Below are 13,703 nucleotides of genomic sequence, written 5' to 3' on the forward strand. Positions count from 1 at the left end.
GCAGGCCCCAGATGCTGGAATTCGAAAACGTCAGCAAATCCTTTTGGACCGGGACTCGCCGCAAGGTGATCCTGGATCAGGTGTCGTTTCGGGTCGAACTGGGCAAATCCATCGGTATCCTCGCGCCGAACGGGACCGGGAAAACCACGCTCATCAATATGATGGCCGGGCTGGAAAAGCCCGACGAAGGCGTAATCCGTCGCGACTGCCGGGTTTCTTTCCCCATGGGGTTCACCGGTGGGGTGTCCAAACGGCTGTCAGCACTGGAAAACGCCCGATACATCGCGAAAATCTATGGTATGGATCCGGACTACGTCGAGGCGTATTGCAATTGGCTGTGCAATCTCGGGGAATATTTCAACCAACCGTTGGGCACCTATTCATCCGGCATGCGGGCCCGGTTCACCTTTGCGCTGATGCTGGCGCTGGACTTCGACATGTACCTTATTGACGAAGGGATGCCGGCGACGACGGATGTGGACTTCAACAAAAAGGCTGGCGACATCCTGCGCGAGAGGCTGCGAACGACAACCTTGGTGATTGTTTCCCACAACCCCTCGGTCCTGGAAAAGTTCGCCGAACAGGCCGCCGTTCTTGTGGACGGGCAGCTTTATATGTTTGAAACCTTGGAAGAGGCAAAACAGTTATATGACTACCAAACCCAAGGCTAAGAAATACAATCCGGATCCCAAGCCGCAGGGCAAGGGAACCGCGGACGCCCGTTCCGACGCCATTTCACGGATTCGGCGCGCCACGCAGGGACAGGCACAAGAGGCGGATGAGAATACGAAACCGTCCACCAATCTGGACGAGATCAAGCGCGAGGGGCTGACCGGTCGGCAACTGCGGGTGGCACGGCGGTTGGCGCAAAAAAACGGATTGGCCGCGACGTCGGATTATGACGCGGTGCGCCTGCTGCGCGAGAATGGGATCGACCCGTTTCAGCGCATGAACCTTTTGAATCTTGCGGCCAATGACCAGCCTTCGCCCGAGGCGCAGGACACGATAAAAGTGCAACTGCCGCAAACCGTTGTGAAAAAGCCTGAAAATCTGCCTGGTCCTGAACTCAGCCCGGCGCAGCGCCGGGATTACGAAATCGGGCAGATCCAGAAAGACATCGCCCGACGGCGGCGGCGCAAGCTTTTCGGCCTCTTCGCAAGGCTGGCGGCGTTCGTGATTCTGCCAACGCTGATCGTGGGTTACTATTTCTATCGTGTGGCAACCCCGATGTATGCCAGCGATTCCGAATTCCTGATCCTTCAGGCGGATGGAGGCCCGGGCTCGATCGGCGGCCTGTTGGCCGGGACTCAGTTTGCGACGACGCAGGATTCCATTTCGGTCCAGTCTTTCCTTGAATCGAAAGAGGCGCTGCTGTCGCTGGATCGCGACGCCGGATTCTCGGATGCATTCAAACAGGAATGGATCGACCCGGTTCAGCGGCTCGCGCCAGATGCGACCCTTGAAGACGCGTACAAGCTGTACAAAAAAATGGTAACAATCGGCTATGATCCGACCGAAGGCGTGATCCGAATGGAAGTGGCCGCACCGGATGCGGCAACGGCGACTTTGTTCTCTGAAAACCTGATTTCCTATGCTGAGGACCGGGTGAATGCCCTTTCCGAGAAAAAGCGCGAAGATCAGATGCGCGACGCGTTGGAAAGTTTCGAATCCGCACAGGAAGCACGCAGGCAGGCACAGGAAGACCTGATCGAGCTGCAATTGCAGGGTGCGGTTCTGGACCCGCAGAACGTCATTGCCAGCCTGCGTGCCCGCATTGACCAGTTCGAATTCGAATTGCAGGACAAGAAACTGGAACTGGCAGCCCTTCTGGACAACCTTCGCCCGAACCAGGCCAAAGTTGACGGCGTCAGCCGCGACATCGCGCGGCTTGAGGCGGTTCTGGAAGAGTTGAACGCCGAGATGCTGGACGCCTCCGCCGGCGAAAACTCGCTGGCGCGGTTAAGTGTACGAATCCAGATGGCGCAGGCGGATCTGGCCGCGCGTGACCTGATGCTTCAAACAGCTATGCAGCACATGGAAACCACACGGACCGAGGCCAACCGCAAGGTGCGCTATCTCACGGTGTCGGTAAACCCCGTGCCCAGTCAGGAACCCAGCTATCCGCGCAAGTTCGAAAATACGATTTTGGCTTTCCTGTTGTTTGCTGGTATCTACCTCATGATCTCGCTTACCGCGTCGGTCCTTCGTGAACAGGTATCCTCGTAAGACTCATGAAACATGTAAAAATCGCCGACCTGACCGTTGGCAACGACCTTCCGCTGACCATCATCGCCGGCCCTTGCCAGCTTGAGACAGCCGATCACGCCCAGATGATTGCCGGCACCATGAAAGAGGTATGCGAGGCCACTGGCGCGCAGTACGTTTTCAAAGCCTCCTATGACAAAGCAAACCGTACGTCCTTGTCCGGCGCACGCGGCATGGGGATTGATGCCGGCCTGAAGGTGCTGGACGATATCCGCAAAACGATGGGCATCCCGGTGCTGACCGACGTCCATACCGAAGCGCAATGCGCCATCGCGGCCGAAGCCGTGGACGTCCTGCAAATCCCCGCGTTCCTGTGCCGCCAGACCGACATGCTGTTGGCGGCTGGGAAAACCGGCGCCGTGATCAACGTTAAAAAAGGTCAATTCCTTGCCCCTTGGGAGATGCCCAACATCGTCTCCAAAATCGAAAGCACCGGAAATCACAATATTCTGTTGACAGAACGCGGAACATCGTTTGGCTACAACACTCTGGTTGCCGACATGCGGTCGCTGCCGCAAATGGCACAAACTGGGTACCCGGTGGTGATGGATGCCACTCATTCGGTGCAGCAACCCGGCGGACAAGGCGGATCTTCGGGCGGCCAACGCGAATTTGCTCCGGTCATGGCGCGCGCAGCAGTTGCTGTCGGCTCTGCCGCAGTATTCATGGAAACTCATCAGGACCCGGATAATGCGCCCTGTGATGGCCCGAACATGATCTACCTTGATCAGATGCCCAAACTTGTCGACACATTGATGCGCTTTGATGCGCTGGCCAAAGCAAATCCTATTCAGATTTAACGATTGAGACTTGTTATGATCAAACCCCTTCCCGAGGTGACTCCAAACACCTGGAGCTTTCTGCGCGACCCGATGATCAAGCCTACGGGCTTTCGCGAATATGACGCGCGGTGGAAATACCCGGACGAGATCAACCTGCCGGGCATGACGGCCCTTGGTCTGGGTCTGGGAACTCAGATGCACAAGCGCGGCATCGCTCCTGTTATCGCGGTCGGAAACGACTACCGCGACTATTCGCTGTCGATCAAGAACGCCTTGGTCGTTGGGTTGATGCAGGCCGGTATTCAGGTCAAGGACATAGGTCCGGCGCTTAGCCCGATGGCTTACTTCGCTCAGTTCCATCTGGACGTGCCCGCCGTGGCAATGGTGACCGCCAGCCACAACCCAAACGGCTGGACCGGGGTCAAGATGGGCTTTGACCGCCCTCTGACCCACGGCCCCGATGAGATGGCAGAATTGCGCGACATCGTCCTGAACGGTCAGGGTGTCGCCCGCGAGGGCGGTTCTTACGAGTTCGTGGAAGGTGTCAAGGAAGCCTATATCGACGATTTGGTGGGTGACTTCAAAATGTCCCGCCCGCTCAAGGTTGTTTGTGCCACCGGTAATGGCACGGCATCCGCCTTTGCGCCCGAGATTTTCGAACGTATGGGCGTCGAGGTCGTACCCAGCCACAATGAACTGGATTACACATTCCCCAACTACAACCCGAACCCCGAAGCGATGGAAATGCTGCATGACATGGCAGACACCGTGAAGTCCAGCGGCGCCGATCTGGCGCTGGGGTTCGACGGGGACGGCGATCGCTGCGGCGTAGTCGATGACGAGGGCGAAGAGATCTTTGCCGACAAGGTCGGTGTCATCATGGCCCGCGATCTGGCCAAGCTGCATCCCGGATCAACCTTTGTTGCGGATGTGAAATCAACCGGCTTGTTCGCCAGTGACCCCGAACTGCAGACCCTTGGCGTGAAAGCAGATTACTGGAAAACCGGCCACAGCCACATGAAGCGCCGGGTCAAGGAAATCAACGCGCTGGCCGGGTTCGAGAAGTCTGGGCATTACTTTCTGGCCGAACCGATCGGGCGCGGCTACGACTGCGGCATGCGGGTGGCGGTTGAGATCTGCAAGTTGATGGACCGCAACCCGGACCGCAGCATGTCCGATCTGCGCAAGGCGCTGCCCAAGACGTGGTCGACCCCGACCATGTCCCCCTACGCAGCCGACACCGAGAAGTACGACATTCTGCAACGACTTGTGGGCAAGCTGGTCGCCAAGGCCGATGCGGGTGACAGTTTTGCCGGTCGCGCGATCAAGGAGGTCGTGACGGTTAACGGAGCGCGCGTTATCCTGGACAATGGCAGCTGGGGTCTTGTGCGGGCCTCGTCAAATACGCCGAACCTGGTCGTAGTCTGTGAAAGCAGCGAAAGCGAAGACGAAATGCGCGCGATTTTCGGTGAGATCGACGCCGTTATCCGCACCGAACCCGGTGTCGGTGAATACGATCAAACCATCTGAACTCGGACCAAGGGGCGGCGCCGAATAGTTGCCGCCCCGGTCAATCGCCGCCCAGCAGTTTCAACAGTCCTTTCCTGGCTTCGTCTTCAAGCTTGTTCTTGATCGCGTCTTCGATCTGTTCGCTGTCGGTTATGGTGGTGTCCAGTTCGTTCCCAACTTTGTCCAAGACCTTTTGTTTGGCGTCATCCTCCAACCCCTTGATCTTACCTTCAGCGGCAGCTTCGATAACCTTGGTGAGGTCAGGCTTGATCGAAGGGTTGCTCCATGGGCCCTGAATACGCACAGGAACGGAAATCCCCTGCCCGGCATTGGCGCGCAGAGCGACCGGAGTGAACAGATAGTCGATATCGTGCGCACCTAGCCCGACCCGCCCTGCTCCGTCCGCGCGGAAATTGTCCAGCTGCATCAGCAGGTCGTTGTTGGTCAGGTTGCCGCCATCCATTGTGAAGCTTGCGGTCAGGCTGTTGAACACGGTTGTGCCGCCCGACCCCTTACCCCGCCCCATCAAGCGATCAAGATCTATCCCCGCGATGACGCCTTTGCCGACGTTGATATTGCCCTTGCCGCTAAGCGAATTCATGATCTGATCCTCGGTCTGCCCGACCGCCAGAAACTCCAGTGCGCCCGAACCGGTCCCCGACAGACGCTCGATCCCACCCAAGGCACTCAGCGCCTGCTGAATGTCGATGCCATCAGCCTTAAGGCTGCCGCCAACCGACAGGCCGTTCCGGTTATTTGCAACAACCTGCCCGTTCAGTTGCCCGGAAAACAGCGTTGCCGGATGCATCTTCAAAACTGCGCGGGACCGGTCGAGGATCAGCGTCAGATCGCTCGGGCCCAGTGTCAGATCCGGAGCGGCAATTGAATTGGCCTGCAGCCTGATAGTCCCGTTGGCCAATGCCAGCGCGGATGCGTCGATCGGCGTATTGGACCATCCTTGAGACGCGGCTGAGCTTCCGGACCCTGTACCTCCGGCACTGTCTCCAAGAGACTGTGTGAGGTCCAGATCACCGGCGTTCAGCCTTGCCGTGATCTGTGGCGGGTCGGAGATCACGATATCCGCCTCTCCGGTCAGCCTGTTGTTGTCAAGCGCTGCGGTCATGTTCCGCAATGAAATCCGGCCATCGCTGGTATAGGTCATCTGGGCCGTCAAGTCCGCCACCCGCCCCAATCCCATGGGTACGGAAACCCCGCTCTGACCAAAAGCCGCCAGCATCTTATGGGTGTTTGTGGCTTTGACCGATGTCTTGCCATCCATTTCCCCAGCCAGATTGACGCGCCCGGAAAAGCCGAATGTGCCGCCCGGCGCCATCATGCTCAGTTCCAGCGGAGTTGCTGCTCCACTCGAAAATGCCGGCAGATCAGGTATTTTCAGATCTACCCGAACAGAGCCGCCCTGCACAGGCATGCTCGCCTCCATCTCCATCGGGGCAGAAACGTCTGGCCAGCGCGCTGCCAGATCGACATTCGCGAAATCCAGTCTTGTCTGGCCGTTTTCGACATAGATCAGGCGCGCATCAGTAAGTTCCAGCCGATCCAGTGTGACCGTTCCAGAGGACTCTGGAACACTGCCAGTGTTCGAAGGCTGCGCCTGAGTGGCTGGCGCGCTCAGTTCCCAATTCCCGCGCCCGTCGCTCAGTTCAAGACGTAGAACCGGTTTGTCTGCAACGACGCGCCTGATCTTTAGATCGCCAGCCAGCAAGGCCGAGGCATCGACGCCGACTGCAAGGCTGTTCGCGCTCAGCATTGGGTCGGGTCCGGCCCATTGCGCGTTACCGAATGTGACTGGACCGGTTTCCATACCCAGAACCGGCCAGAATGACAGGCTGACGTCACCGGACAGCGTCAGGTCACGGCCAGTCTGCGCCTTGACCTGCTCGGCCAGAATATCGCCCAGCTTGTCGCCTGGCATCAGAAGTAGCGCCCCTACCATCAGCCCGAAGACCGCTACCAGAATGAATAGGATACGTATCAGCCACTTCATTTTCCGCCACCTGCCTTTTCGGCTTATCTGCTCTGATGCAAGTCAGCCCTGCGCGCACAACATTTGCAAGGGGAAGCGTTCCCCACTATATGCCGCGCCATGAGTATGAACCCGCCGAACCTCCGCCCCGACCTGGCGCCCGCCGCCCGGATCTCTGATGCTCCGCGCACTGGCCAGCCGACGCTGGGCATGGTGTCGCTTGGCTGTCCCAAAGCCCTGGTCGACAGCGAACGCATTCTGACGCGCCTTCGCGCGGAAGGGTACGGTATTTCGCCCGATTATGCAGGGGCTGATGCCGTGATCGTGAATACATGCGGCTTTCTGGACAGCGCAAAGGCGGAATCCCTGGACGCCATCGGCGAGGCGTTGGTTGAAAACGGCAAGGTTATCGTGACGGGGTGCCTTGGGGCCGACCCTGACTATATACGCGAACATCACCCGCGTATTCTGGCGGTCACAGGCCCGCATCAATACGAGCAGGTTCTGGATGCGGTCCATTCTGCCGTGCCCCCGGATCCAAATCCGTTTGTGGACTTGCTGCCCGCCTCGGGTGTCAAACTGACGCCACGACACTACAGCTATTTGAAGATTTCAGAGGGCTGCAATCACAAGTGCAAATTCTGCATCATCCCCGATATGCGCGGGAAACTGGCCAGCCGCCCGGCACATGCGGTGCTGCGCGAGGCCGAAAAACTTGTCGACAACGGCGTGCGAGAGCTGCTGGTGATTTCTCAGGACACCTCGGCCTATGGATTGGATCGCAAATACGATTCGAACCCCTGGAAAGACAGAGAAGCCCGCAGCCACATCAATGATCTCGCGCGCGAACTGGGACGGTTTGATGCCTGGGTACGCTTGCATTACGTCTATCCCTACCCGCATGTACGCGATCTAATACCTCTGATGGCGGATGCGGGCTGCAACGTGCTGCCGTATCTGGACATCCCCTTCCAGCACGCACATCCAGACGTTCTGAAACGCATGGCCCGCCCGGCGGCTGCGGCCAAAACACTGGACGAAATTTCGGCCTGGCGGTCGGTTTGCCCGGACATCACACTCCGATCGACCTTTATTGTTGGCTACCCCGGCGAAACTGAGGCCGAGTTTCAGACGCTGCTGGATTGGATGGACGAGGCAAAGTTAGATCGCGTCGGGTGTTTTCAATATGAAAACGTGGATGGGGCCAGATCGAACGACTTACCCGATCACGTCCCCACCGAGATCAAGCAGGACCGGTGGAACCGCTTCATGGAAAAGGCGCAAGCCATTTCCGAGGCAAAACTGGCGGCGAAGGTTGGTAGAACACTGGAGGTCATCGTTGACGACGTCGATGATGAGGCCGCGACATGCCGGACCAAGGCGGACGCGCCTGAGATAGACGGCAACCTGTTTATTGACGAAGGGTTTGAGGCGTTATCTCCCGGAGACATTGTAACGGTCGAAGTCGACGAGGCTGGCGAGTACGACCTCTGGGGAAAATTGTCCACAAGCCGCTGAGGCTTACGGTCGGATATTCACGCAAGACTGACCAGCGCTGCAACCCAGGAAACTCCTGCAGCAACCGCCGTGAGGGCCACTGCGGCGCTTGCCGCGTCCTTGGCCTGACCAGCCAGCTTATGGTGATCCGTCGAGGTGTGATCGACAGCACGCTCGATGGCGGTATTGAACAGCTCGGCCACCAAAACCAATAGCCCAAGCACAAGGATCAGCGCTCGCATGTTGCCAGCAATTGGCAGCCAAAAGGCGAAGCCAGCTGATATCAGGTTTGCCCAGGCCCAAACGCGGAACGAATATTCATCGCGGAACGTTTCGACCAATCCCTGCCAGCTCCACCTGGTTCGATCCCTCAGCCGAACAAAGAAGTTTTTCAACGCAATCCCCCGAAAACAAAAAAGCGGATTTGGCGACCGTGCCGCCCGTGAGACAACAAAAAACCGCCCAGCGGGCGGTCTGTCAAAGCCTGATTGCAGGCGGCCCGCAATTGGGCCGCCTGCGGAAAGGTTATTGTGTGATCGGGTTACATACGGTCTGACCAGCTTCGGTCGTGGCCAGTTCATACCCGGCCGAGCAGCTGGGCGTACCGTACTTGTCATAGTCGGGCTGAATGTAAACGGGGGTCGGTTCTTCCTGCTGCGAGCAGGCGGCCAAAACAACGGCCGTGGCACAGATAGCAGCGAATTTCAGTTTCATGTCCATCAATCCTCTAATACTTTTCTGATATTGCCCAACTTTTCGGGGCCACGGTCAGAATAGGGACAAGACTGCACTCTGGCAACTCGGTTAATCACAACCTTGTGATTAGAGGCAAAACAACGCTTGCCGACAATTACGTCGATGCGGGCTATTCATTTTGAAGTTTGGCCCTGAACATTAAATCCGGCATCAACTCCAGACAAAGAAGCCGCATGTCCGACGCTCCGTTCATCGCCCGGATGTCCCTGTTTCCCGTCGAGGTGCCCGAGGGCAAAAGCCGTTTCTGGTGCGTTTGAGGGAGGTCACACAAACAGCCGTTTTGCGATGGATCGCACAAGAGAACAGATTTCGGACCCGTGAAGTACACAGCTAAGGACCGCAAGAAAGCCTTTCCCTGTGGCTGCAAACAAACCGGCACGGCACGACCTTGCAACGGCAGTCACACAGGGCTCTGACAGTGATTAAGTCAAGTCGTTAAGGACGTCCGCGTTGGCGCAGAAATCAGGCGCCGTTCGGGCGCGGGCCTGTTGAGCCGCGAGCCAGAACTGACAGTTTTCACTGCAATCCGCGGTGCGGCATTTGGTTACCATCTCGGCATAGTCGTGGGACGAGAGTTTTCCTTCGGCCATCGCCTCGCTCAGTGAAACGCCCATGCACCGGGCCACGGAACGCGTCAGCCAAAAGTGCTTTTCGATATCCCCCAGCGAATTCTGTGGCATTAGCTTACCTGCGTCCTTCCGGCTTTGAGCGCCGCAAACCGCGATTGGTTCGGACAGGTGCATGGCGCGACTTGTGCAGCTTCATTTTCGTCCAACCAGTCCGGGCAGGCATTGGCCCATTCACACCCACGACAATGTTGCACCATCTCGGACCAATCCTGTTGGCTCAGATAGCCTTCACGGTGCGCCGCTACGATATCGGTTCCGGTGACCTTCCCCATCCGCAGAACCAGACGAAGGTGGGTCATGATCTCTCCGAGTTGCGGCATGATGGCCTCTCTTTGTTATGGCGCTAATCGAGCCAGCAGGTCCCTGTTACGGCAGTATTCCGGCGCTGCGGGATCGGCGTGCAATTGCGCCAGAAAAGTCTCGCAGTGACCGGGGTTGGGGCACTCGGTGCACTGAAGAACAGCATCCGAGATTTCATCCACCCGCAGAATGCCGCCTATGGCGGCTTCTTCCAAGTCTACGCCCAGCTTGGTGGCCATCTGATCCACCAGCCCGGCATGGTGTCGCAGCGTTTCGCGGCGGGACATGCGGTTTCCTTTCCGTTTCGCGTCTGCGTTAACGGTACCGCATCGAAAAGTCTGCGCCTTTGACTCATGTCAATGCCCGGATTCCAGGTGATCCAGATAGGCACGGGTGGCATCTTGTACACGGCGAAATCGGTCGCCACCCAGTTTTTTGCCACCATACCAGCGGGTTACAACAATGACGTGATCTTCGAGCATGGCGCGCTGCATCATCCGCAGGATCACCATGGCCGCACCGGTTTCGCCATCATCGGCCTTCAGGGCACCCGTCGGCAAAATTGCGGCCCAAGTGTTATGCGTGGCCTTAGCATAGGCCTTGTCGGATTTCAGCTCTGCCAGAACCGCATCCACGTCCTGCCGACAAGAGACGCGCGCGCCGGTCACTGCATATTTCGACCCCCGATCGCTGAGGACTACACCCAGACAGGTCATGCGCGTCATTGCGTCAACCCCAGCTCCGCTGCGGATTGCAACACAACCTGAACCCGTTTGGCATTGGGCGGGTGAGTAGCCAGAAAGCGGTCTCCCGGGTCGGGAATCTTTCGAAAGAAATTCATACCAATCAGCGGATTATACCCGGACGAATACGTAATTACTGTTCCAAGCCGGTCTGCCTCAAGCTCAAATTCCTTGGAATAGCTCTGCACGCCGACTTCGGCACCCAGTTCCTGTGCCCGTTCGACGCCGGCGTCGTCTTCACCTTGCGATCGGGCGAGATCTCCGAAGATTCGGGCACTTTCCTTGGCGTTTTCGGCCTGACGTCGGATATGGCCCAGAACGTGGTGCGCCGCTTCGTGTCCCATGACAAAGGCCAGCTCGTCAGAGTTCTGCGCCGACCGGATCATGGATTGCGAGAAGATGATGACCGGGCGCCCGTCTGCGTCCAGCGTTTGCATGGCGTTTGCGGGTGAACGCGGGTTCAGATCGACCAAAATCCCAAAGTCGCAATTGACGTCACGTGTGTGGCGCAGGCACTCGGTTCGGGCTGCGGACCCGACCTTTTGACTGACCTCGGCGAAGTTGCGTGCCATGGCTTGCAATTCGGGTGTGTTTGGCTGCCAATCTTCGGCCGGCACGGCAACAAGCGAACGGTATCCGCACGCCGCCAGAGACAGAACCAGCATCAGGGCAAGGCGGCGCATTCAATTTCCTTTCAGTCACTCCTGCCGGCAGGCAAGCATAACGCGGCAAATCCGGCTCGACCACTATCGAATTGGTTCGACGCGGGTTGCATTAGGCGTCACAGCCCTGCACTCTGCGAACATGTTTTCGATTGAGCATGAATTCGACTCGACAGTGATTACTCTGGTGGATGAAGGCCCTAAGCCTTTGCAAGAGGATGTCGTCATCAACAGCTTTGCCGAATGTGTCACGCTGGAACAGTTGGACCCGCGCACAGACAAAGTTCAAAAAATTACCCTTTCACCGGAACAGGTGCGCGACCTTGCGGCGGCACTGGATCTGCCTGAAGGCGTCTATCAAGTCCGGGCAACAGCGCGCGACCGATAGTCCGCATCAGGACTTTGGCAAAGGACTGCACGTTGCCGTGACGGTAGTGATACGTGTCGCGCAGATCTGGTGGCAGCCTGAACAGGGCGGCACGCAAGCTTTTTTCATTTTTCCGGTTGAGAATCTTCCACCCTTCCCATCAGTTTGCACTTGAAACAGGGCCCTGCCCAACCGAGATACATCTGGGCCATGTAAAGGAAGTTAACATATGTCGCTGAAATCTCCCGCCGCGCTCGAATTTCTGCAGAACCGTCGCTCTCGCCCGGCCAAAACGTTGGTGGCTCCGGCCCCGACGCGGGAAGAACTGAAGCCTTTGCTGAACGCGGCCGCGCGCAATCCCGATCATGGCAAACTGGAACCCTGGCGATTTATCGTTCTGGAAAAGGGCGCGATGCACCGCTTGGCCGAATTGACGGAAACACGCGGTGCTGCCATGGGCAAAAGCCCCGAAGACGTTGCCAAGGCACGAAGCCAGTTCGACATGGGTCTATTGGCGGTGGCCGTCGTCGAGGTTCAGAAACCTTCGGATAAAGTGCCTTCAATCGAGCAAACCTATTCTGCCGGGGCGGTCTGCCTGGGTCTGCTCAACGCAGCGCTGGCGGCGGGATGGGGCGCGAACTGGCTGTCCGGATGGCAGGCGCATGACAGAGAGTTCTGCAGACAGGCGCTGGGACTGGACGAAAACGAACGCGTTGCCGGCTTCATCCACATCGCCACCGAAAGTGTCGCCCCGCCTGAACGGCCTCGACCAGATGTCGAGGCCCTGACGCAATGGGTTTCTGAATGATCATTCTGAACGCCTTCTTTTCAGCTTTGGGTCAGATCGGAGACCCGAGATTCCGAGGCGTCCTGTGGCGCGGCGTCGGCCTTACGATCCTGCTGTTGATTGCGGCCTGCACCGGCGCGATCTGGCTAATAAATACATTGTCTGGGAATGAGATCACGTTGCCCTTTGTCGGCGCGGTGCCTTGGCTGAATGATGTGCTGAATTACTCGGGCATCGTTTTGGTGCTGATCTTGCCAATGTTCCTGATGGTCCCGGTTGCATCAGCCATCACGTCCATGTTTCTGGAAGAAGTCGCGCAGGCCGTCGAGGACAAACACTATCCAAATCTACCCAAGGTTCCCGGCATCCCGTTTGGCGATGCTCTGAGGGATACCATTGCCTTTCTTGGCGTCCTGATCACGGCCAACTTGCTGGCGCTGATCCTCTACGCGATCTTTACACCACTTGCACCATTCATCTTCTGGGGCATGAACGGGTTCCTGCTGGGACGCGAATACTTCACCCTTGCCGCCATGCGGCGAGTGGGTCGAGAAGGTGCACGAAAACTGCGGGCCAAGCATTCGATGACAATCTGGCTGGCCGGCACGTTGATGGCCATTCCGCTCTCAGTGCCTCTGGTCAACCTCGTGATCCCGATCATCGGGGCGGCGACCTTCACGCATATCTATCACGGGCTGTCAGGTACAAAACCCTAACACTTACTCACGAGGCTCCAACTGGTTGAGCCAGTCGAAATCGCGAACCGAGATCACGCCCGACAGGATAATTCCCGCGATGATTGCCCATAACACCACCGAAATCCCGGTGGTAATCCACAGCTTTTTCTTCATGTGATGGATTTCGGGGGCGCCCGCATGTGTGCCCGGTACGATTTCACCCAGGTCTCCCTGCGTCTTGATCCGCACGGGCAGCACAACCAGTAAGGTCAAAAACCAGATAACGGCAAAAAGAACCAGCGCTGCGGTGATTGTCATCGGGTGGCCTCAGACCTGTTCCAATTCAACTAGACAGCCGTTGAAATCCTTGGGATGCAGGAACAGCACGGGCTTGCCATGCGCCCCGATCTTGGGCTCGCCCGAGCCCAGAACACGTGCACCCGTTTCCTTCAGATGGTCACGAGCGGCAATGATGTCCTCGACCTCATAGCAGACGTGATGGATCCCGCCCGAAGGGTTCTTTTCCAGAAACCCTTTGATCGGGCTGTCATCACCCAGCGGATAGAGCAGTTCGATCTTTGTATTGGGCAGTTCGATGAACACAACCGTTACACCATGATCGGGTTCGTTCTGTGGCGCGCCAACCTTTGCGCCCAGCGCGGTGCGGTATTGCGCCGACGCGGCCTCGAGGTCGGGAACTGCAATGGCGACATGATTCAGGCGGCCGATCATGGAACTCTCCTCT

The 13,703-nt window shown here is 57.8% G+C and carries 18 protein-coding genes; 8 read left to right on the forward strand and 10 right to left on the reverse strand.

Features of this window, described 5'->3' with window-relative positions; translation table 11 throughout:
• The first annotated feature begins 11 nt into the window (after nucleotides 1–11).
• Genes AC2TEL_RS11095 through AC2TEL_RS11110 form a run of 4 tightly spaced genes read left to right on the forward strand, consistent with a single transcriptional unit; the run spans nucleotide 12 to nucleotide 4,577 of the window.
• Complete coding sequence (locus tag AC2TEL_RS11095) at nucleotides 12–671, forward strand: ABC transporter ATP-binding protein (protein ID WP_480843843.1); 660 nt, start codon at nucleotides 12–14, stop codon at nucleotides 669–671.
• Nucleotides 649–2,226, forward strand: a complete 1,578-nt coding sequence (locus AC2TEL_RS11100; protein WP_480843844.1) for a KpsE/RkpR family capsule polysaccharide export protein — start codon at nucleotides 649–651, stop codon at nucleotides 2,224–2,226. The genes AC2TEL_RS11095 and AC2TEL_RS11100 overlap by 23 nt, the downstream gene beginning before the upstream one ends.
• Before the next feature lie 5 nt (nucleotides 2,227–2,231).
• Nucleotides 2,232–3,065 (forward strand): 3-deoxy-8-phosphooctulonate synthase, encoded by an 834-nt coding sequence (kdsA, locus tag AC2TEL_RS11105; RefSeq protein ID WP_480843845.1) that lies wholly within the window; start codon nucleotides 2,232–2,234, stop codon nucleotides 3,063–3,065.
• Between the two features lie 15 nt (nucleotides 3,066–3,080).
• A complete protein-coding gene (locus AC2TEL_RS11110) occupies nucleotides 3,081–4,577 on the forward strand; it encodes a phosphomannomutase/phosphoglucomutase (RefSeq protein ID WP_480903897.1) in 1,497 nt (498 codons plus the stop codon).
• A 40-nt stretch (nucleotides 4,578–4,617) separates the two neighbouring features.
• Here the strand turns inward: AC2TEL_RS11110 and AC2TEL_RS11115 are convergent, their stop codons facing one another.
• Nucleotides 4,618–6,561: an AsmA family protein gene (locus AC2TEL_RS11115; protein WP_480903900.1), complete on the reverse strand. Its 1,944-nt coding sequence runs from the start codon at nucleotides 6,559–6,561 to the stop codon at nucleotides 4,618–4,620.
• Nucleotides 6,562–6,660: 99 nt separating this feature from the next.
• Here AC2TEL_RS11115 and rimO point away from each other — a divergent pair, with 99 nt between their 5' ends.
• Nucleotides 6,661–8,058: a 30S ribosomal protein S12 methylthiotransferase RimO gene (gene rimO, locus AC2TEL_RS11120; RefSeq protein WP_480903903.1), complete on the forward strand. Its 1,398-nt coding sequence runs from the start codon at nucleotides 6,661–6,663 to the stop codon at nucleotides 8,056–8,058.
• Nucleotides 8,059–8,075: 17 nt separating this feature from the next.
• On the opposite strand, the gene AC2TEL_RS11125 is transcribed toward rimO, so the two are convergent.
• The 7 genes from AC2TEL_RS11125 to AC2TEL_RS11155 all read right to left on the reverse strand — a co-directional run bounded on the left by AC2TEL_RS11125 (nucleotide 8,076) and on the right by AC2TEL_RS11155 (nucleotide 11,148).
• On the reverse strand, nucleotides 8,076–8,432 hold the full coding sequence (locus AC2TEL_RS11125) for a diacylglycerol kinase (protein ID WP_480862178.1): 357 nt from the start codon (nucleotides 8,430–8,432) through the stop codon (nucleotides 8,076–8,078).
• Nucleotides 8,433–8,562: 130 nt separating this feature from the next.
• Nucleotides 8,563–8,751, reverse strand: a complete 189-nt coding sequence (locus AC2TEL_RS11130; protein ID WP_480903906.1) for a hypothetical protein — start codon at nucleotides 8,749–8,751, stop codon at nucleotides 8,563–8,565.
• Nucleotides 8,752–9,215: 464 nt separating this feature from the next.
• Entirely contained in the window at nucleotides 9,216–9,473 is a 258-nt protein-coding gene (locus AC2TEL_RS11135; RefSeq protein ID WP_480903908.1) for a DUF6455 family protein, read from the reverse strand.
• Entirely contained in the window at nucleotides 9,473–9,742 is a 270-nt protein-coding gene (locus tag AC2TEL_RS11140; RefSeq protein ID WP_480903911.1) for a DUF6455 family protein, read from the reverse strand. Before AC2TEL_RS11140 ends, AC2TEL_RS11135 begins: the two co-directional genes overlap by 1 nt.
• A 15-nt stretch (nucleotides 9,743–9,757) precedes the next feature.
• Nucleotides 9,758–10,009, reverse strand: a complete 252-nt coding sequence (locus AC2TEL_RS11145; protein WP_480903914.1) for a DUF6455 family protein — start codon at nucleotides 10,007–10,009, stop codon at nucleotides 9,758–9,760.
• 69 nt (nucleotides 10,010–10,078) lie between these two features.
• A complete protein-coding gene (locus AC2TEL_RS11150; RefSeq protein WP_480843854.1) occupies nucleotides 10,079–10,447 on the reverse strand; it encodes a YigZ family protein in 369 nt (122 codons plus the stop codon).
• On the reverse strand, nucleotides 10,444–11,148 hold the full coding sequence (locus tag AC2TEL_RS11155; protein ID WP_480903917.1) for a M48 family metalloprotease: 705 nt from the start codon (nucleotides 11,146–11,148) through the stop codon (nucleotides 10,444–10,446). The genes AC2TEL_RS11150 and AC2TEL_RS11155 overlap by 4 nt, the downstream gene beginning before the upstream one ends.
• 121 nt (nucleotides 11,149–11,269) lie before the next feature.
• Here AC2TEL_RS11155 and AC2TEL_RS11160 point away from each other — a divergent pair, with 121 nt between their 5' ends.
• The 3 genes from AC2TEL_RS11160 to AC2TEL_RS11170 all read left to right on the forward strand — a co-directional run bounded on the left by AC2TEL_RS11160 (nucleotide 11,270) and on the right by AC2TEL_RS11170 (nucleotide 12,997).
• Complete coding sequence (locus AC2TEL_RS11160; RefSeq protein ID WP_480843856.1) at nucleotides 11,270–11,515, forward strand: hypothetical protein; 246 nt, start codon at nucleotides 11,270–11,272, stop codon at nucleotides 11,513–11,515.
• A gap of 208 nt (nucleotides 11,516–11,723) precedes the next feature.
• Nucleotides 11,724–12,302: a nitroreductase family protein gene (locus AC2TEL_RS11165; protein WP_480843857.1), complete on the forward strand. Its 579-nt coding sequence runs from the start codon at nucleotides 11,724–11,726 to the stop codon at nucleotides 12,300–12,302.
• On the forward strand, nucleotides 12,299–12,997 hold the full coding sequence (locus AC2TEL_RS11170) for an EI24 domain-containing protein (protein WP_480903920.1): 699 nt from the start codon (nucleotides 12,299–12,301) through the stop codon (nucleotides 12,995–12,997). The genes AC2TEL_RS11165 and AC2TEL_RS11170 overlap by 4 nt, the downstream gene beginning before the upstream one ends.
• 3 nt (nucleotides 12,998–13,000) lie before the next feature.
• On the opposite strand, the gene AC2TEL_RS11175 is transcribed toward AC2TEL_RS11170, so the two are convergent.
• Both AC2TEL_RS11175 and mce read right to left on the reverse strand, forming a co-directional pair.
• A complete protein-coding gene (locus AC2TEL_RS11175; RefSeq protein ID WP_480843859.1) occupies nucleotides 13,001–13,276 on the reverse strand; it encodes a DUF1467 family protein in 276 nt (91 codons plus the stop codon).
• A gap of 9 nt (nucleotides 13,277–13,285) precedes the next feature.
• Complete coding sequence (gene mce, locus AC2TEL_RS11180) at nucleotides 13,286–13,690, reverse strand: methylmalonyl-CoA epimerase (protein WP_480903924.1); 405 nt, start codon at nucleotides 13,688–13,690, stop codon at nucleotides 13,286–13,288.
• Between the last annotated feature and the right edge of the window lie 13 nt (nucleotides 13,691–13,703).

The organism is Ruegeria sp. HKCCD9138 (assembly GCF_057220975.1).